The organism is Actinacidiphila cocklensis (assembly GCF_907177275.1).
Classification (GTDB): Bacteria; Actinomycetota; Actinomycetes; order Streptomycetales; family Streptomycetaceae; genus Actinacidiphila; species Actinacidiphila cocklensis.
In genome coordinates, this window is record NZ_CAJSLV010000049.1 from 1 (window position 1) to 17580 (window position 17580).

Annotated in this window: 18 protein-coding genes, 1 tRNA gene and 1 pseudogene; 8 read left to right on the forward strand and 12 right to left on the reverse strand. The window is 72.3% G+C overall.

Annotation, left to right across the window (positions count from 1 at the left end; translation table 11 throughout):
• Nucleotides 1–1350 (forward strand): response regulator (locus tag NFU81_RS12935; RefSeq protein WP_251489122.1); only part of this gene is annotated, 1350 nt, incomplete at its 5' end.
• A 13-nt stretch (nt 1351–1363) separates the two neighbouring features.
• Here the strand turns inward: NFU81_RS12935 and NFU81_RS12940 are convergent.
• Nucleotides 1364–1858: a carboxymuconolactone decarboxylase family protein gene (locus tag NFU81_RS12940; RefSeq protein WP_251489124.1), complete on the reverse strand. Its 495-nt coding sequence runs from the start codon at nt 1856–1858 to the stop codon at nt 1364–1366.
• 47 nt (nt 1859–1905) lie between these two features.
• Here NFU81_RS12940 and pdxR point away from each other — a divergent pair, with 47 nt between their 5' ends.
• Nucleotides 1906–3369: a MocR-like pyridoxine biosynthesis transcription factor PdxR gene (gene pdxR, locus NFU81_RS12945; RefSeq protein ID WP_422665190.1), complete on the forward strand. Its 1464-nt coding sequence runs from the start codon at nt 1906–1908 to the stop codon at nt 3367–3369.
• A gap of 323 nt (nt 3370–3692) precedes the next feature.
• Here the strand turns inward: pdxR and NFU81_RS12950 are convergent, their stop codons facing one another.
• The 5 genes from NFU81_RS12950 to NFU81_RS12970 all read right to left on the reverse strand — a co-directional run bounded on the left by NFU81_RS12950 (nt 3693) and on the right by NFU81_RS12970 (nt 8619).
• Nucleotides 3693–5342 (reverse strand): long-chain fatty acid--CoA ligase, encoded by a 1650-nt coding sequence (locus NFU81_RS12950; protein WP_251489126.1) that lies wholly within the window; start codon nt 5340–5342, stop codon nt 3693–3695.
• A 145-nt stretch (nt 5343–5487) separates the two neighbouring features.
• Nucleotides 5488–6012, reverse strand: a complete 525-nt coding sequence (locus NFU81_RS12955) for a SigE family RNA polymerase sigma factor (protein WP_251489127.1) — start codon at nt 6010–6012, stop codon at nt 5488–5490.
• Between the two features lie 194 nt (nt 6013–6206).
• Nucleotides 6207–7067 (reverse strand): glycoside hydrolase domain-containing protein, encoded by an 861-nt coding sequence (locus NFU81_RS12960; protein ID WP_251489129.1) that lies wholly within the window; start codon nt 7065–7067, stop codon nt 6207–6209.
• Nucleotides 7068–7279: 212 nt separating this feature from the next.
• A complete protein-coding gene (locus tag NFU81_RS12965; RefSeq protein WP_251489131.1) occupies nt 7280–7585 on the reverse strand; it encodes a hypothetical protein in 306 nt (101 codons plus the stop codon).
• A gap of 293 nt (nt 7586–7878) precedes the next feature.
• Nucleotides 7879–8619 (reverse strand): SDR family oxidoreductase, encoded by a 741-nt coding sequence (locus NFU81_RS12970; protein ID WP_251489132.1) that lies wholly within the window; start codon nt 8617–8619, stop codon nt 7879–7881.
• 133 nt (nt 8620–8752) lie between these two features.
• Between NFU81_RS12970 and NFU81_RS12975 the strand changes: the two genes are divergently transcribed.
• Nucleotides 8753–9262, forward strand: coding sequence for an RrF2 family transcriptional regulator (locus NFU81_RS12975; RefSeq protein ID WP_251489134.1), 510 nt, complete (start codon nt 8753–8755; stop codon nt 9260–9262).
• Nucleotides 9263–9310: 48 nt separating this feature from the next.
• Here the strand turns inward: NFU81_RS12975 and NFU81_RS41270 are convergent, their stop codons facing one another.
• Nucleotides 9311–9475, reverse strand: coding sequence for an RICIN domain-containing protein (locus tag NFU81_RS41270; protein ID WP_422665191.1), 165 nt, complete (start codon nt 9473–9475; stop codon nt 9311–9313).
• Nucleotides 9476–9977: 502 nt separating this feature from the next.
• Complete coding sequence (locus NFU81_RS12980; protein WP_251489135.1) at nt 9978–10421, reverse strand: hypothetical protein; 444 nt, start codon at nt 10419–10421, stop codon at nt 9978–9980.
• Nucleotides 10422–10726: 305 nt separating this feature from the next.
• Here NFU81_RS12980 and NFU81_RS12985 point away from each other — a divergent pair, with 305 nt between their 5' ends.
• A complete protein-coding gene (locus tag NFU81_RS12985; protein WP_251489137.1) occupies nt 10727–11206 on the forward strand; it encodes a hypothetical protein in 480 nt (159 codons plus the stop codon).
• 326 nt (nt 11207–11532) lie between these two features.
• Nucleotides 11533–11976 (forward strand): annotated as a pseudogene (locus tag NFU81_RS12990) (FkbM family methyltransferase); the annotation flags it as partial.
• 71 nt (nt 11977–12047) lie between these two features.
• Here the strand turns inward: NFU81_RS12990 and NFU81_RS12995 are convergent.
• The gene (locus NFU81_RS12995; protein ID WP_251489139.1) at nt 12048–12263 is read right to left on the reverse strand and encodes a DUF6907 domain-containing protein; all 216 of its coding nucleotides are present in this window, start codon (nt 12261–12263) and stop codon (nt 12048–12050) included.
• A gap of 5 nt (nt 12264–12268) precedes the next feature.
• Here NFU81_RS12995 and NFU81_RS13000 point away from each other — a divergent pair, with 5 nt between their 5' ends.
• Nucleotides 12269–12907, forward strand: a complete 639-nt coding sequence (locus NFU81_RS13000; protein ID WP_422665196.1) for a UTRA domain-containing protein — start codon at nt 12269–12271, stop codon at nt 12905–12907.
• On the opposite strand, the gene NFU81_RS13005 is transcribed toward NFU81_RS13000, so the two are convergent.
• The 3 genes from NFU81_RS13005 to NFU81_RS13015 form a co-directional block, all read right to left on the reverse strand.
• Nucleotides 12859–13521, reverse strand: a complete 663-nt coding sequence (locus NFU81_RS13005; protein ID WP_251489140.1) for a Type 1 glutamine amidotransferase-like domain-containing protein — start codon at nt 13519–13521, stop codon at nt 12859–12861. The genes NFU81_RS13000 and NFU81_RS13005 overlap by 49 nt on opposite strands.
• A 271-nt stretch (nt 13522–13792) precedes the next feature.
• Nucleotides 13793–13879: transfer RNA gene (locus NFU81_RS13010), tRNA-Ser, on the reverse strand.
• Nucleotides 13880–13928: 49 nt separating this feature from the next.
• Nucleotides 13929–15716 (reverse strand): trypsin-like peptidase domain-containing protein, encoded by a 1788-nt coding sequence (locus NFU81_RS13015; RefSeq protein ID WP_251489142.1) that lies wholly within the window; start codon nt 15714–15716, stop codon nt 13929–13931.
• Nucleotides 15717–15870: 154 nt separating this feature from the next.
• Between NFU81_RS13015 and NFU81_RS13020 the strand changes: the two genes are divergently transcribed.
• Together NFU81_RS13020 and NFU81_RS13025 are read left to right on the forward strand one after the other, a co-directional pair.
• Nucleotides 15871–16725, forward strand: coding sequence for a glycerophosphodiester phosphodiesterase (locus NFU81_RS13020; RefSeq protein ID WP_251489144.1), 855 nt, complete (start codon nt 15871–15873; stop codon nt 16723–16725).
• A gap of 166 nt (nt 16726–16891) precedes the next feature.
• Nucleotides 16892–17548: an ATP-binding protein gene (locus tag NFU81_RS13025; protein WP_251489146.1), complete on the forward strand. Its 657-nt coding sequence runs from the start codon at nt 16892–16894 to the stop codon at nt 17546–17548.
• Nucleotides 17549–17580 lie beyond the last annotated feature (32 nt).

Here is a 17580-nt window from a genome sequence, read left to right on the forward strand (position 1 = left end):
GCCCAGGGCACCCGCCCGGCCCCGGCGGCGCCCCCGCCGCCGCCCGCGCCCGCGGCCCCGCAGCAGGGTCCCGTGGCGTCCGCGCCCCCGGCCCCGCCGCACCACGACCAGTCGCACAGCACCAGCACCTACGGCCGTGCCATAAGCGTCCGCACCCTCGGCCAGGGCGTGTACGGGCACCGGCCCGACGGTTCGGACCCGCAGACCCAGACGCAGGCCGTCGAGGCGCACAGCCCGCAGGGCCTGCCCGCGCAGGTCGCCGCGGGCGGTTCCGGGCGGCGCCGCCGGCTCAACGCGGACCGGGGGGCCGCGGACAGCGAGCCGTCGAGCCGCAGCCTGATCCAGCAGGTGCCGAGCCAGCCGCACGGCCCGGGCGGCGAGCCGCAGGCCCGCCAGCACCCGCAGGCGGACCCGGACAGCGGCCAGTTGCCGGTGGACCGCCGGGAGGCGCCGCCCGCGCCCGAGGAGGAGACCGCGCTGCTGCGCCCGGTCCCGCCGGCGCCCCCGCAGCCGCAGGCCCCCGGCAGGTCGTACGCGATAGGCGCTCCCGCGGAGGGCGCCGACGAGGGTCCCGAGCCGCTGGACGGGCCGAACGGCGCGGTCGACGTCACCGATGTGGCCGACGACCGCATCGAGGAGCCGCTGGACGAGCCGCGCCGGCTGCTGGTGTGGCCGGAGCCCGACGTGTCGACCCGGCAGGCGCTGACCGACCGCGGCTACCGCCCGGTGATCGTCCGGTCGCGCGAGGAGGTCGACGCGCAGGTCGCGGAGCCGCCGGCGGCGCTCTTCGTGGACCCGCTGACCGGCCCGATCACCCGGACCGCGCTCCAGGCGCTGCGGCAGGCGGCCGCGGCGGCGGACGTCCCGGTGCTGGTGACGGCCGGGCTCGGCCAGGCGACCAGGGAGGCGGCGTACGGCGCCGACCCGGCCGTCCTGCTCAAGGCGCTGGCGCCGCGCGACAGCGAGCAGCATCCGCCGCGGGTGCTGCTGGTGGAGGGCCACGAGCCGATCGCGCAGGCCTTCGCGGCGACCCTGGAACGGCGCGGGATGCAGGTCGCGCACGCCGGCTCCGAGGCCGAGGCGATGACCAAGGCGGCGCAGGTCCACCCGAACCTGGTGGTGATGGACCTGATGCTGATCCGCCGCCGCAGGCAGGGCATCGTGGACTGGCTGCGCGGCCACGCGCGGCTGAACAACACCCCGCTGGTCGTCTACACCTCCGCCGACATCGACCCGGCCGAGCTGCCGCGGCTGGCGTCGGGCGAGACGGTGCTCTTCCTCGCCGAGCGGTCCACCAGCACGGACGTGCAGTCCAGGATCGTGGACCTGCTCGGCAAGATCGGCACCTGACAGGGCCGGGCGGTCAGTGCGTGGCCGCCCGCGCGTCCGTGCCGGCCCGGCGGCGGCTGGTGAGCGCGATGCGGTTCCAGGCGTTGATGGTCAGGACGAGCCCGAGCAGCTGCGCCAGCTCCCCGTCGTCGAAGTGCGCGGCGGCCTCGTCGTAGACGTCGTCGGGGACGCCGGCCTGCGACACCAGCGTGACGGCCTCGGTGAAGGCCAGCGCCGCCTGCTCCTTGGCGGTGTAGAAGTGCCGCGCCTCGCGCCAGGCCGTCAGGAGGTACAGCCGCTCCTCGGTCTCGCCGCGCTTGCGGGCGTCCTTGGTGTGCATGTGCAGGCAGTACGCGCAGCCGTTGATCTGCGAGGCCCGGGTCTGCACCAGCTCGACCAGGGTGGGGTCGAGGCCGGCGCGGGAGGCGGCGTCGAAGCCGATGAGGGCCTTGAAGACCGCGGGCGCTGCGGTGGCGATGTCGATACGGTCGGCGGTGGTCGGTACCGCTGTGTCTGTCGTCGTTGTCATGATGATCAGCCTAGAAGCAGCGATGACCGGGCGTAGAGTGCAATTCCGTGACAGAAGAACGGGTCAATCCACCGGAGGACGCACACGCCGCATGGGCGGAGGCGGCTGCGGGTCTCGGCCGGGACCTGCACCTGGAACTGACTGCCGACGGCGGCAGCGGCCGGGGCGGCAAGCGGGCCGTCCTCGCCAGGGCGCTGCGGGACGCGGTCAGCACCGGGCGGCTGCCGCCCGGCACCCGGCTGCCGCCGTACCGCTCGCTGGCCGCCGACCTCGGCATGGCGAGGAACGCGGTCGCTGACGCCTACGCCGAACTGGTCGCCGAGGGCTGGCTGACCGCGCGGCAGGGCTCGGGCACCCGGGTCGCCGAACGGGCGGCGCCACCGCCCGCGCCCGACCCGCCCCCGGCCCCCGCGCCCCGGCCGGCCTTCGACCTGCGGCAGGGGGTGCCGCACACCGGGTCCTTCCCCCGGACGAGCTGGCTGGCCGCGTCCCGCCGTGCGCTGACCTCGGCGCCCAACGACGCCTTCGGACCCGGCGACCCGCGCGGCAGGATCGAGTTGCGGCGCGCACTGGCCGACTACCTGGCCAGGGCGCGCGGGGTGCGGACCTCGCCCGAGCGGATCGTGGTCAGCTCGGGCGTCGCGGGCGCGCTGCGGCTGCTGGCGCACGTCCCGCAGGTGCGGTCGGCGCCGCTCGCGGTGGAGGAGTACGGGCTGCCGCACCACCGCCGCATCCTGACGGCGGCGGGCCTGCGCACCGTCCCGCTGCCCGTCGACGGGCGCGGCGCCGACCCGGCAGGGCTCGCGGCGAGCGGCGCGGCGAGCGTCCTGCTCACCCCCGCGCACCAGTTCCCGACCGGTGTCGCCCTGCACCCGGACCGGCGGGCGGCAGCGGTGGGCTGGGCACGGGCGGCCGGCGGGCTGGTCCTCGAGGACGACTACGACGGCGAGTTCCGCTACGACCGGCAGCCGGTGGGCGCGGTGCAGGGGCTCGACCCGGAACGGGTCGCGTACCTGGGCTCGGTGAGCAAGAGCCTGTCGCCGGCGCTGCGGCTCGGCTGGATGGTGCTGCCCGCGCACCTGGTGGACGTCGCGGTGGCGGCCAAGGGCGAGCGGGAGCCGGCGGTGAGCGTGCTCGAACAGCTGGCGCTGGCCGACTTCATCGAGTCGGGCGGCTACGACCGGCACCTGCGCGGGATGCGGCAGCGCTACCGGCGGCGCCGCGACCAACTCGCCGCGGCGCTTGCGGAGCACGCCCCGCACATCGAGGTGACCGGGATCGCGGCCGGCCTGCACGCCGTACTGCGCCTCCCCGCGGGCACGGAGGCCGCTGCTGCTCGGGCCGCGGCCTTCCACGGCCTGGCCCTCGACCCGCTGGCCGACTTCCGCCACCCGTCGGCGACCTCCCCGGCCGCCGACGGCCTGGTCATCGGCTACGCGGCCCCACCCGACACCGCTTTCACCGCGGCGCTGGCGGCCCTGTGCCGCATCCTCCCGGCCCCTCCTGCGTAAGGCGGCGCCCTCCCGCCGGCCGCGGCGGCTGAGGCGGTCCCCCTTGCGCAGGGGGTGCCTGACGAGCCGCGTGGCTCGTGCCGTCCCTAACGGCAGGGGTGATGCAGGGGCTCGGGGAACGGCGCGACCAGCCCTCCCCCAGAGCTTCGCTCGCGGCCGGTGGTCCGTCTCCGACGGCAACAGCCCCTTTCGGCCCGAGACGACCCGCGCCCCGGTGGGGGCTGAGCGCGCCGTTCCCCGCACCCCCCGCCGAGGGGGAACCGCACGAGCCGCCGCGCCGGCGTATGGGCACCCCCGCCGAAGGGGCCGTCCGGCAGGGCCGGCTAGAGCTGGGTGACGTCCAGCTCACCGTCCGCGTAAGACCTGCGGAGCACCTTCTTGTCGAACTTCCCCACGCTCGTCTTCGGCACCGCCGAAATAATCGCCCAACGCTCGGGCACCTGCCACCGCGCCACCCGCCCCGCGAGGAATTCGCGCAGCTCCGCATAGCCGGCGGCCGACCCCTCGGCCAGTACGACGGTGGCCAGCGGGCGCTCGCCCCACCGCTCGTCGGGGACGGCCACGACCGCCGCCTCGACGACGTCGGGGTGGGCCATCAGCTCGTTCTCCAGCGCGACGGACGAGATCCACTCACCGCCCGACTTGATGACGTCCTTGGCCCGGTCGGTCAGGGTCAGGTAGCCGTCGGCCGAGATGACGCCGACGTCGCCCGTCCGCAGCCAGCCGTCCGGGCTGAACTTGTCCTCGGGGCGGATCGGTTCCGCGCCGGCGCCGCCGTAGTACGCGCCCGCGATCCACGGCCCGCGGACCTCCAGTTCGCCCGCCGACTCGTTGTCCCACGGCATCACCGAGCCGTCGGGGCCGATCAGCCGGGCCTCGACGGAGGCAGGGAAGCGGCCCTGCGTGATGCGGTAGGCCCACTCCTCCTCGGCGTCGACGCCGGCGGGCGGCAGCGCCACCGTGCCCAGCGGGGACGTCTCCGTCATGCCCCAGGCGTGGCAGAGCTGCACGCCCAGCTGCTCGTCGAAGGCCTTCATCAGCGCGGGCGGGCAGGCGGACCCGCCGATCGTCACCCGTTTGAGCGAGCTGACGTCGCGCGGCTTCGCGGTCAGCTCGGCCAGCAGCCCCTGCCAGATGGTGGGGACGGCGGCGGCGTGCGTGGGCCGCTCGCTCTCGATCATCTCGGCGAGCGGGGCCGGCTGCAGGAAGCGGTCCGGCATCAGCAGGTTGACCCCGCTCATGAAGGCCGCGTGCGGCAGCCCCCACGAGTTGACGTGGAACATCGGCACGACCGGCAGCGTCGTGTCGTGGTCGGTGAGGCCCATCGACTCGGCCGAGTTGACCTGCATCGAGTGCAGGTAGACCGAGCGGTGGGAGTAGACCACGCCCTTGGGGTCGCCGGTGGTGCCGGAGGTGTAGCACATGGCGGCGGCGCTGCGTTCGTCCAGCTCGGGCCACGCGTAGGTGACCGGCCGGTCGGCGAGCAGTTCCTCGTAGTCGTGCACCGCGGGGCGGCAGCCGTCCAGCAGGCCGCGGTCGCCGGGGCCGACGACGACGATGTGCTCCAGCGGTTCCAGCTGCGGCAGCAGCGGCGCGAGCAGCGGCAGCAGGGAGCCGTTGACCAGCACCACCCGGTCGGCGGCGTGGTTGACGATCCACACCAGCTGGTCGGCGGGCAGCCGCAGGTTGAGGGTGTGCAGCACCGCACCCATGGAGGGGATGGCGAGATACGCCTCCAGGTGCTCCGCGTTGTTCCACATGAGGGTTGCCGTGCGCTCGCCCTCGACCACTCCCAGCTCGTGCCGCAGCGCGTTCGCCAGCTGCACCGCGCGTACGCCCACCTCGCGGAAGGTGCGGCGCTGCGGTTCGCCGTCGCCGGTCCAGGTCGTCACCTTCGACCTGCCGTGCACCAGCGTCCCGTGCGTGAGGATGCGGGTCACGGTCAGCGGTACGTCCTGCATGGTGCTCAGCACAGCGGGCCTCCGGCGGCTACATGAGGTCGGCGAGGTCGGTATCCCGCGATTGTGCTGGCATACCACCTGGTATGTCACTACCCCGCACGCCCACCGCCCGGACCCGCAGGCCCCGGTCGCCCCGACCCGCAGGCCCGCGCGGCGCTCAGGCCACGCACAGCTCCAGCTCCGGGTCGTCGCGCAGCTTGCCCAGCGCGCGCGAGACCGCGCTCTTGACGGTGCCGACCGAGACGCCCATCGCCTCGGCGGTCTGCGCCTCGCTCATGTCCTCGTAGTAGCGGAGCACGACCATGGCGCGCTGGCGCGGGGGGAGCCGGGCTATCGCGCGCAGCAGGGCGTCGCGCTGCGCCTGCTGCTCGGTGAGGTCGGGGGCGCCGCCAGGCGTGGGCTCGGGCAGCTCGTCGGTGGTGAACTCGTCGACCTTGCGCTTGCGCCACTGGGACGTCCTGGTGTTGACCAGGGTGCGCCTGACGTAGCCGTCGACGGCCCGGTGGTCGTCGATACGGTCCCAGGCGAGATACGTCTTGGTCAGCGCGGTCTGCAGCAGGTCCTCTGCGTCGGCGGGGTTGGGGGTCAGGGAGCGCGCGGTGCGCAGCAGCGTCGGGCCCTTGGTGCGTACGTAGGCCGTGAACTGCGTCGTGCTGGCGCTGGTGCACACAGGCGTGGTCATGGCTCCACGCTAGGAGGCCGGGCACCCCTCGCGGATCGGCCGCAGGTGCCGAAACGGGATCACTCTCAGGTCGTAGGGCGGGGGCTTTCCCCACCCCCCGAGGGGGGAGCCGCACGCCCGCGTCCCGCAAGGGATACACCTGAGGGTGTACGGGAGCGTACGCGCAGCGGTGCAGGGGGCCTGCGGCCGCAACGTCAGTCGACCACGGCCACGGGGGCGTCGACCAGGTCCCGGTCGATGGTCAGCTTCTTGCCGCCGTACGACTCGGTGACGCTGCCCGTGTACTGGTGGATGCGGGCGTCCGACGCCCATGCGCCGTCGCTCAGCACCGGCTCGTCGGTCAGCGTCGCGCTGACGCCCCAGCGGGCGTACCAGACGGCGTCCGGCAGGTCGGCCACGCCGGCCCTGCGGGCGGTCTCGATGTGCTTGATGCCGGAGTCGGCACTGCTGTAGAAGCCGGCCAGGTAGCCGGCGGCCCGCACCTGGCGGTCCCAGTTGCGCAGGAAGGTCAGGGTCGCCGCGGCGCAGTCCGCGTCGCCGAGGTCGTACGCCTCCATGTCGAGGTAGAGCGCGCTGCCCTCGCCCAGGCCCAGCGCCTTGGCGCTGCTGACCGCGTCGCTGCCCTCGGTGCCGCCCTGCGCCCCCGCGGTCGCGGGGTCGATGCGGTAGGGGTTCTTGTTCGTGCCGTTGACGCAGGGGCTCTGCGAGCCGACGTAGATCGGCAGCAGGCTCCACCCGTCGTCGGTGGTCTGCCGTACCCAGTCGCTGGTCAGATGGAGCTGGCTGCTGCAGGCGCGTGCCCGGCCGCCGAAGTAGATGCCGACGGCGCCGTAGGCGGAGGACGCCCGCCATGCCTGCATCGTCGCCAGGTCGGGGGCCTGGCAGGTGTCGAACCCGCGGCCCTGGAAAATACGGGGTGCGATGTCCCCCCGGTTCGCGCCGCCGGCCCAGGGGACGGCGGTGGCGGTCGCCGCGGGGAAGAGCAGACCTGTCAGTGTCAGGGTGCCGACCAGCAGGCGGCGGAGATAAGGGATAAAAATACTTCTTTCGCTCATCCAGCGAGTGAACGCGGCGAGCGGTCCCGTACCGCGCAGACACGCCGCCGCACACCCGTCTGCGACGGCCTTCCGGCGCAGTGGCCGCGGGCTGTCCACAGCCTGTGGACAGCCCGCGGGCGCGCGACGGCACGGGGATACCGTCGCGCGCCCTGACCTGCGTCAGCCGGCCGGCGCGTCCTCGGCGCGCGGGCTTCGGCTCCCCCGGGGGATCACCAGAGCGGCGAGAAGTGGACGTTGACGGGGTTCTGCTGGATGGCGGTGAAGCCGGCGCCGGCCACACTGGCGGTGTTGTCCTGGTTCGACGCGCCGGCGCCGGTGGCGGCCTGCTGCGTCGTCGTCACGTTGCCGAAGTTGCCGCCGCCGACATTGCCACCGGAGTTGCTCACCACCGACGCGTTCGAGTTTCCACCCGCGAAAGCGCCGTCGTCGGCCACGGCGGTGCCGGCGAACAGCACTGCTGCGACGGGCAGCGCGGCCACAACGGCCAGGACACGGACGGTACGGATGCTTGCCATGGTGTTCCCTCCCAGGGGACAGAATTCCGAACTCGGACCTGCTGTCTGCGGTGGAGCGGCCGGCCGACCGCCCCACCTGGTATTCCGACGGCGTCGCCGAGTCCAGACTTGCCCATCGCATCCGCGCCGAACGCGCCGGTTGATCCATTTCCCTCGCACGCGTGACGATCTGCGGACAAACCTGCCTGATGCCCGTTCTGGTGGCATCCAGACCGTCGACGCGCGCCCCCTGAGACTTTTCACGCCCCACGCACCCCACCGGGGTCGGGCAGGTCAGCCAGGGGCGCGTCGGATCAGCGGGCCTGCTTGAGCCAGTCCTGGTAGCGCGTGGGCGCCAGGTGCACGTCCGGCCCGCCGATCAGGACGTCGCCGTCGACGGCCGCGAACATCCCCGCCTGGTCGTCCGTGACGACGGGCCGGTCGTCCCCCTGCGCGGCCAGCGTGACCTTGCCCAGCTCGTCGAGCCGGAACACGTCCGGCCCCGCGACGTTGCGGATACCGCCCAGCGGCGAGCCGGTGGCGACCGCGGCGACCGCCGCCGCCACGTCCGCAGCGGCCATCGGCTGGACGGGGGTCGCGGGCAGCCGCACGGCCTCCGCGTCCGAGGTCCAGGACAGGACCGCGTTCATGAACTCGTAGAACTGCGTGGCGCGCACGATGGAGTACGGCGTCGGCCCCTGCTTGAGCAGCTCCTCCTGGAGCGTCTTGGCCCGGTAGTAGTCCAGGGCGGGGACCTGGTCCACGCCGACGATCGACAGGATGACCTGGTGCCCGACCCCGGCCCGCTCGCCGGCGGCGAGCAGGTTGCCCATCGAGGTGCGGAAGAAGTCCAGGGACGCCTCGTCGAAGGTCGGCGAGTTCGCCACGTTGACCACGACGTCGGCACCCTGCAGCGCCTCGTCCAGGCCCTTCCCGGTGAGCAGGTCGACCCCGGTGGACAGCGCCGCGGGCACCGCCTCGTGCCCCCCGTCGGTCAGCATCCTGACCACCTGCGAGCCGATCAGCCCCGTGCCGCCGATAACGGTGACCTTCATCTCTGCCGCCTTTCACGCGCACCATGGGGCACGCCGGATCCAGGGAGGACACGCCTCCACAACTCGGACACTTCTTGTCCGAGATAATAGTCGGATAGTCTTTGTCCGAGTCAAGTCGAGGAGGTGCGAGCCCATGAAGTTGTCCGGCGGGGTCGAGTGGGCGCTGCACTGCTGCGTCGTCCTGACCGCGGCGACGGAGCCGGTCCCCGCGGCCCGCCTCGCGGAGCTGCACGACGTCTCCGGCAGCTACCTGGCCAAGCAGCTCCAGGCGCTCTCCCGCGCCGGCCTCGTGCGCTCCGTCCAGGGCAAGGCCGGCGGATACGTCCTGACCAGGTCCGCCGACCAGATCACCGTCCTCGACGTCGTCACGGCCATCGACGGCCCGCAGCCCGCGTTCGTCTGCACCGAGATCCGCCGCCGCGGCCCCCTGGCCGCGCCGGCCGAGGCCTGCACCCAGCCCTGCGCCATCTCCCGCGCGATGTCCGCCGCCGACACGGCGTGGCGCGCGGCCCTCCAGGCGATATCCGTCGCCGACCTCGCGGCGAGCGTCACCGACGACTACGGCCCGGGCACCATGGCGAGCATCCGTACCTGGCTGTCCGCCCCTGCGTCCGCCACATCCGACGGCGCACCGCCCTCGTAGGCCGTAGCCGGCCGCCGTAGTAGGTCACGGCTCCACCGTGGGCGTCGGTCAGAGCCGCCACGCCTGGTCGCAGCCGCCGTCGCAACCGCGCGGCACAACCGGCGCTCCCGCGGCGATACTCCCGTCCTGAACGGTCAGGCACTTCCCGCTGTCACGGTTTCTGAACTGCCAACCGTGCTGGTCCGAGCGGTACTTCACATCCCCGACCCGCATCCCAGCCCCGGCCGCCTCACACCCGACAACCCGGGCGCCTCATCTCACGCTCCCCCCACACCCCCGAACCCCTCACCGCCACGGCCCGGCCCGTCACCTCCCGGCCGGAACGGCAAGGCGCCGGTGACCGACGTCACTGGTGCCGTTCCCGCAAGCTCCCGCCGCTGAGCCACACGCCGACCAGACCGCCGGTGCGCGAAGGGCAACAGACCTCGCCCAGGCAATCCCGGTTCTGCTTCCGACGCTCGCTCCGACATCTCCCCCCGACATGACCGTGCCCTGATCGACGACGGCAGCTCCACCCGGCAGCAGCCCCGCTAGCCCTCCCCAGGGCTGCACAAGTCCGCCGTTTCTGGACCGCACAGGCTCGTCGGGTTCGGAGCAACCACGCGGGCGTGCAGGCGTTCCGCTTCAGGAAGCCGCTGGTAGCGGGCGCCGAAAGCGGAGGACTGCCTGGGCCGACGCCGCCTCCGGCGGTCCATAGCCGGTCCACCGTGCCCTCTCAGTCTCCGGAGTAGCCCCAGAAGTAGATCTCCTGCGGCTCCCCCTGATCGTCATGGAGCACGGCGCACCGCCCGTACCACCGCCAGTGGTCGAACTCCTCCAACCTCGGCACGTGCGCCCTGGTGAGCTTCCGGATGCCGAGGACACGCAGCGCCTCTTCCTCGGTCACCTGCTTCATCGTGAAGTGGTCCGGCTTCTCGTCCTGTCCGATGATCCGGAAGATGTCGAGGATCGAATGAGTCCCAGCCTCCTGGACAATCTCGTCAGCCCAGAGCTCCTCGACGGTCTCCGGCCACGGCAGACGATCCTCCACGGGTCGCCAGTCGGCGCCGGAGACCCAGTAGTAGTCCCGCTCCTCGAAGACCTTCCGTCGCAGCCCCTCGAAGGCCCCGACGACATCTTCCTGATACGGCACGGAGTAGTCCCACCCCGACGCGCCCATACGACCCTCCCACCCAGCTCGGCCAGAACGGACCGGACGCTAACAGCGGCCACTGACACACCCGCCCTGACCGCGCTCCTGCCCCGGCATCGAGGCGATCGTCGACAAGTGGCGGACTGGGGTCGGCCTCCCTCGGACACACATCGAGGCGAACTCGACAGGCCGGCTGTCGTCTCTGCCGCACGCGAGCAGGGTCAACGCGGCGAGCACCTTGCGGTGTTCTTCGCCGGCCGCGCTACCGCGCCGGGAAGCACCAAGATCCCCGACAGAGTCAAGCTCCGTCGAGCGTTGTCACGTTCTGTGCCGTGCTGCTCGGCGGGTGGCTGTCCACCCGAAATCAAGATCAGCTTTGGCGGCGTGACCACGCACGCCAATGGAGGGACATTCGGCTGACCACCTACCGTGACTTCCTGACGGCATATCGCGAATACCTCGCTTTCACCCGCGATCCCAACGCCACAATCTCGGCGATTGCGCATCCGTACCGCCCCGGAACGATGATGCCCTTCTTCGACGAGAGCGGCCGTCCCTACGTGGAGCGGCTTGAGGCGGCGGAATCGGCTGCCCGTCTCGTGTCCGAGCAGCCCGCGACCGGGGAGGCCGTCGAGCAGCTCCTGGCCCAGGTGCGTGCGATCGCGGCCACCCGGGCCGCGCACATGCCGGAAGCCATACCGGCGGAGGAGTATCGAAGTCTCTGGGCCGCCGAAAGCCACTTCCTGGCCACCGCGCGCACGGAGCTTGGACTTCCTCCCATGTCGCAGGGCGCAGGGGCAGGCTTGACGTAGTTGTAACTGCTCTGTCGGCAAGGTAATGACGCTGGGCAACGACATTTTCGACCGACCGACCCTCTCGATCTCGTGGGCATGTGACCAGTTGGCGCAGAGAAGATCTAGCTCGCAGCCTTCGGTTCACCCCCGCGCCCTACAGCGGCCGGTGTCGGGTGATGTTGATCCTCTTGTGCCCGCACGTCAGTGATCACCGTGCTCCCGGACTGGCGGGAGCAAAAGATCCCGCTCTGGATGAGTCTCCCCAGAAACCGACCCGGAGACGCCGAGGTCGGTGCGGGCTGCCTCGTGGAAGGTGTTGATCGCCGCAAAGACCGCACGGTTGTTCCGCCAACATGGGCGCGAACAGCATCGTCCCGTGGGACGGGCCGGTGGAGTCGACCTTCGAGATCGAGGCCTTCCCGCTGCCCGACGTGCTCACGGAGGACGAGATCACGCAGGCCCGCGTCATCAAGGTCGACGTCGAGGGCGCAGAGGGCAGCGTCGTACGTGGCATGGCCCCGCTCCTCGACCGGCTGCGCCCGGACGCCGAGGTCACCGTCGAGGTCACCCCCGACCGCATGGCCCAACTCGGCGACTCCGTCGAAGAACTGCTCGAAACCATGCGCGAACACGGTTTCCACGTCTACCGCCTGGCGAACGAGTACGCGGCGGACACGTACCCCACAGCACTCCACGGCGCGGCCGCGGTGCCGATCCGGTGGCGCGGGCCGGTCGACGGCGAGAGCGACCTCATCTTCTCGCGGGTCGACGCCGCGACGCTGCCGTAAGGCCCAGACGCCTGAACGCACAGCACCCTCCGACGTCGCGTACAGGGCGCGGCAGGCGGAGGGAGGTGCGTTCAGACGCTGTGGCGGGCGTCCCAGTCGGCGCGGGCAGCAAGGAGTTGGGGACGTACGTCGTGGTCAAGGCGGTCCGCCTGGGCGCGCAGCTTGGCGGCAAGTACAGCAAGGCCGTCGGGGTCGAGGTGGTTGATCCAGACGTCGCCGACGATGGCCACGCTCACGACCTGCATGCGCGGGTGCGGATCTTCGGCGTAGGGGTCGCAGTCGAGCACGCCTCATAGGACGCGCTCGTCCATCGGGGCGGAGGACGTGGGGTGGTGGACGCGCAGGCACCTCGGAGGGCCGGGCCGGGTCAGGTACGTACGTTGCCGAGCCGCGCGAACGGCTGCGCATGGTGCGGTCCATCTACCGTGAGCAGGCGGGCGGTTCGCCCTTCGCCGCGGACATGGCGGCGCTTGGGCGGCGGGGGACGTGGGAGAGCCGCAGCGAGGCGAAGGTGCCCGCCCCGGCCGACATCGCCGCCCGGCTCGGCATCACCGAGGGCGACTTGTGCGTGCGCACGGCCTACGAGTTCCTCGCCGACGGCAAGCCTGTCCAGCTCTCGACCAGTTGGGAGCCCTACGCCCTGACGGCCGGCACCCTCGTCGTCCTCCCGGAAGCCGGCCCGCACGCGGGCATCGGCGTCGTCCGACGGATGGCGGAGATCGGCGTCACGGTGACCCGTGCGGTGGAGCGGCCCGAGCCGCACCAGGCCAGCCCGGAGGAGGCCACGCTCCTGGGCGTCCAGAAGGGCACGCTGGTTCAGTCGGTGTCGTGTGCGGCGGTGGGGGGACGCGTCCGAGCTGCCGTCCGCGCATGCCGGGCCGGCTATGACCCGAACTTCGTCCATTGCCCTTCGGAGACCACCTCGACGTAGCCGTCGACGACCTTGATGGCCGTCTGTTCGTCGATGGCGTAGGCCGGGACACCGATGTCGGCGGCCCACCGCTCTGCGTCAGCCAGGGTGTTGCCTGGGAAAGCGTCCAGGTGCGGGAAGATCGAGAAGTCGACGACTCCCAGAGTGCGGTCGTCCGGCGCGGACGGCCACTCGACGAAGTACGCTCCGATCCGGGGCGTCATCACCATGCTTCCGGCACTCACTCCCACCCACACCGTGTCGGGCAGCGAAGGCAGCAGATCGGCCAGCCCGGACTCCCGCATCCAGTGGCACAGATAGGTCGCGTCGCCGCCGTCGACCAGGAGCACGTCGGCCTCCCGGATCCAGGGGACGTATCGCTCGGCACCGATGGTGGGCAGTGCGGTGAGCTCGAGGACACCGAGCGACGCCCAGCCCAGGCCGGACAGGTGCTGCCACGTGGGCTCGGCGGCTGCGAAGCCCCGCACCGATGTCGGACCGCACATCGGGTGACCCCACTGTGCTGTCGGGACGCAGAGGGCGTGGCACTCGGCGACCGGCTTGTCGAGAAGCTGCACGAGCGCCGAGTGGATGCTTGGGTTTGTGACGCCGCCTGACGTAAGCAAAAGCTTCAAGGTGTCTCCAAATTCGCGCGCGGAAGGTGGATGTACCTGAAGACCTGGGACGGTGCTGGAACTCATCGTAGTTCCGCAACCTCTTCAGAAGTTCCCGGTTCTGCGGCTCGACCGCGTAGACCGCCGAGCCCTTCGGCGGTTCATCACGCCTGGTCTATACACAGTGGTCGACGGCGGGACACGGGCGGCCGTACGTGGGACGTCGGACATGCCGATGGGGTGCCTCTCACTGAGAGGCACCCCATCTGACCAGCTACTTCGCTGACCTCTGCGGAGGCTGTGGGATTTGAACCCACGGTGACATCGCTGCCACGACGGTTTTCAAGACCGTTCCCTTCGGCCGCTCGGGCAAGCCTCCCCGCAGCGCCGGTGGACCCGGTGGGGGTCCTGGGCGTGCGGGGGACAGCTTACTGGGGCGAGTCGCCTACGCGGGAGCCGAGGGTGACGGTCGTGGTGTGGGCGGTGCCGTTGCGGGTGTAGGCGATGGTGACCTTGTCCTTGGGCTGGTGCTGCCAGATCTCGCCGATCAGGGTCTCGTCGCTGTCGATGATCGTGTGGTCGAACTCGGTGATCACGTCGCCGGGCTTGAGGCCGGCGAGGTCGCCGGGGCCGCCGGAGGAGACGGCGTCGCTGCTGGCGCCGATCTTGGCGCCGTCGCCCTGGTACTGGGGGTCGAGGCTGACCTTCATGACCGGGTAGACCGGCTGGCCGGTCTTGATCAGCTCGTCGGCGACGCGCTTGGCCTGGTTGATCGGGATGGCGAAGCCGAGGCCGACGCTGCCGCCCTGGGTGCCGGGCTGGGCGGTGCCGCCGGGCTGGATGGCGGAGTTGATGCCGATGACGGCGCCGTTGGCGTTGAGCAGCGGGCCGCCGGAGTTGCCCGGGTTGATCGACGCGTCGGTCTGGATCGCGCTCATGTACGAGGCCGAGGAGCCCTGGCCGTCGCTGGAGGCGACCGGGCGGTGGACGGCGCTGACGATGCCGGTTGTCACCGTGCCGGACAGGCCGAAGGGGGCGCCGATGGCGATGGTGGCGTCGCCGACCGCGGCCTGGTCGGAGTTGCCGAGGGGCAGCGGGGACAGCGTCACGCCCGAGGCGTTCTTGAGCTTGACCACCGCCACGTCGTAGCCCTGGGCGCGGCCCACGACCGCGGCGTCGTACGTCTTGCCGTTGGAGAAGGTGACGGTGAGCTTGCCGCCGTCGGCCGCGGGGGCGACCACGTGGTTGTTGGTGAGGATGTGGCCCTGCGTGTCGTAAACGAAGCCGGTGCCGGTGCCGCTCTCCTGGCTGCCGCTGGCCTTGATGGTGACGACGCGGGGCAGCGCCTTGCCGGCGATGCCGGCCACCGAGGTGGGCGCGCGGTTGAGCGCCTTCTGGCTGCTGGAGTCGGAGACGGTGGTGGAGGACGTGGTGTTGTTGTTGTCGTCGTTGTGCTCCGCGGCCCAGTAGCCGATGCCGCCGCCGACACCGCCGGCGACCAGTGCCGCGACCAGGACGGCGGCGACCAGGCCGCCGACGCCGCGCCGCTTGCGGCCGCCGTCCGGCGGCACGGGCACCGGTGCGCCCCACACCGGGCCCTCGGGACCGCCGCCGCCGTAGCCGTGCTGGGTCTGCGGCGGCTGGCCGCCGCTCGCGTACGCCGGGGTGGACGGTACGGCGTAGGGGTCCTGCGGCCCCTGCGGCCCCTGCTGGGGCTGCTCGGAGCCGTACGGGGAGGGCTGCTCGGCGCCGTACGCCGGCTGCGCGTACGCCTGCGTCTGGGCCGGTACGACGGGCGCGGGCACGGCCTGCGGGGCGGCGGAGGACTGGTGGGCGTCGTGGGCGGACTGCTGCGGGGGCACGGGGGCGTCGTACGCGGCCGGCTTCGGTGCCTGGTATCCGCCGTGCTCGTACGGCGCGGCGGCCGGCACCGGCGGCGCGGGCTGGGGCGCCGCGGGCGTGTGCGTCTGCTGGGTCAGCGCGGCAGGGGGCGGGCCGTACGGCGACGGCGGACCCACCGGCGGCGGTGCCTGAGCGGGAAGAACCTCGGTCCGGGGCGCGTCGTCGACGGGCGCGGCGGGTACCGCGGGCGCCGGCGCATCCGCCGGGGGAACGGGGGCCTGTGCCGCCGAGGCACCGTCGGGCGCGGAACCGTCGGGCGCGGTCGCTGCCGACTCCGCAGCCGGGACGGATCCGGCTTCGTTCTCGGTGCTCACAGCGTTTCTCCTCGGGGTCAGGACAGGGTAGTGGGGCGAACACAGCATTTCCCACGGCGTGTCGGACCGCCGTAAGCGGTAGCTGTGCATGTCCGTGGCGCGTGCGCGGGGCCGGTTCGCGTGACCGCCGGCGAGGCGGTGGCACCATGAACCGGTGACACATGTGCGCGCGGTCCCGGAGGCGTACCCGTACGGGCGACCTGTCCAGGTCGTCGCCCATCGGGGTGCTTCCGAGGATGTACCAGAACATACGCTCGCCGCGTACCGGAAAGCCATCGAGGACGGCGCCGACGCCCTGGAGTGCGACATCCGGCTGACCGCGGACGGCGAGCTGGTCTGCGTGCACGACTGGCGGGTGAACCGTACGTCCAACGGCCGCGGCGCCGTCTCCTCGCTGGAGCTGGCCGACCTCGCGGCGCTCGACTTCGGCTCGTGGAAGGGCCAGCACACCGACCCCGAGGCGCCCGAGCGGTACGACCTGGACGAGCGCAGCCGGGTCCTCACCCTGCGGCGGCTGCTGGAACTGGTCGCGGACACCGACCGCCGGGTGGAGCTGGCGATCGAGACCAAGCATCCGACGCGCTGGGCCGGGCAGGTGGAGGAGCGGCTGATCGACCTGCTGCACCGCTTCGGCCTGGACCGGCCCCCGCCGCCTGGCGAGTCCTCCCAGGTGCGGGTGATGAGTTTCTCGTCCCGCTCGCTGCGCCGGGTGCGGCTGGCCGCGCCCGCGCTGCCGACCGTGTACCTGATGCAGTACGTGTCGCCGCGGCACCGGGACGGGCGGCTGCCCGCGGGAGTGCGGATCGCGGGGCCGAGCATGCGCATCGTGCGTGCCAATCCCGGGTATGTGGCGCGTTTGCACAGGGCCGGAAACGCCGTCCATGTATGGACGGTGGACGAGCCCGCCGACGTGGAGTTGTGCGCGCGGCTCGGGGTGGACGCGATCATCACCAACCGGCCGGGCCAGGTGCGGGACCAGTTGAGCAGCCCGGACGGGCCTCGCCTCTGACATGGCCGCGGGGCGTACGCGGGCGTCTCATGCCGACGGCATGCGCGTATGACGCGCGGGCGTCCGAAAGGCGTATGGAGTGCGTCAATAGATCGCGGTTGGCCTGTTTCCGGTCGAGTCCCAGGGGGCATCCATCCCGTGGCGTGGGGTGAAGGAGGTCACGGGGGTGTCGATGATGGTCGCACAGGAGGTGCCGACGTCCTCGACCATGGCCCTGCCCCATGGTCCTACCGGCGTCGCGGAAGCACGCAGACGAATGCGCGGGGATCTGCACGCGCAGGACGTCCCGGAGACGGTGATCGACGACGCGGTGCTGATCCTCTCCGAACTGCTCAGCAATTCGTGTCGCCATGCCCGGCCACTCGGCGATTCGGGCGCAATGTACGACGCCGGGCAGGAACCTGCAGGCGCCCGCGGCCAGGTCGGGCAGCCCGCGGCAGCCGTACAGTCCGCGGTATCCGCGCAGTCCACGGCAGCCGCACAGCTGGAGTACGGCATACGTGCCGGCTGGGCCGTCGGGGCGGACGGGCTGCTGAAGGTCGAGGTCACCGACGGGGGCGGCCCCACCAGGCCGCGCCCTTCCAGCCCTTCGCTGACCGCGCACGGCGGCAGGGGGCTCGGCATCGTGGGCAGCCTGGCGCTGCGCTGGGGTGTACGGGACGACGCGCCCGGCGAGGTCACCGTCTGGGCGCTGCTGCCGGTCCGCGGCCGGCACGCCCGCCGCGGCGGCCCCGGAAGCGGGGGTACGGGCATCGGCCTGCCCTGCGGCATCCCGCTCGACCTCCCGCTGGACCTGGCCGAGTCGCTGGACGACCGGAGCTGAGCGCGCCCCGCCCGTCGTGGTCCGGCGGCGGC